The sequence below is a fragment of the Shewanella sp. 5_MG-2023 genome, from assembly GCF_030547465.1.
Classification (GTDB): Bacteria; Pseudomonadota; Gammaproteobacteria; order Enterobacterales; family Shewanellaceae; genus Shewanella.
The window spans coordinates 1-589 of record NZ_JAUORC010000101.1 but is presented as its reverse complement, the minus strand read 5'-3'; the positions used below and the strand labels follow the sequence as shown (position 1 = coordinate 589).

The following is a 589-nucleotide window of genomic DNA, read 5'->3' as shown; positions in this document are numbered from 1 at the left end:
GGCCCCTTATCGGGGTTCGGGACAGTGCCTGGTGGGTAGTTTGACTGGGGCGGTCTCCTCCCAAAGAGTAACGGAGGAGCACGAAGGTTGGCTAAGTACGGTCGGACATCGTACGGTTAGTGCAATGGCATAAGCCAGCTTAACTGCGAGACATACACGTCGAGCAGGTACGAAAGTAGGTCATAGTGATCCGGTGGTTCTGTATGGAAGGGCCATCGCTCAACGGATAAAAGGTACTCCGGGGATAACAGGCTGATACCGCCCAAGAGTTCATATCGACGGCGGTGTTTGGCACCTCGATGTCGGCTCATCACATCCTGGGGCTGAAGTCGGTCCCAAGGGTATGGCTGTTCGCCATTTAAAGTGGTACGCGAGCTGGGTTCAGAACGTCGTGAGACAGTTCGGTCCCTATCTGCCGTGGGCGTTGGATGATTGAAGGAAGCTGCTCCTAGTACGAGAGGACCGGAGTGGACGAACCGCTGGTGTTCGGGTTGTTATGCCAATAGCATTGCCCGGTAGCTACGTTCGGAATCGATAACCGCTGAAAGCATCTAAGCGGGAAGCGAGTCCTAAGATGAGTCATCCCTAG

1 rRNA gene is annotated in these 589 nt (G+C 54.8%); it reads left to right on the top strand.

From position 1 onward, the window contains the following. Window positions 1–589, top strand: a 23S ribosomal RNA gene (locus Q4557_RS19870); the annotation flags it as partial.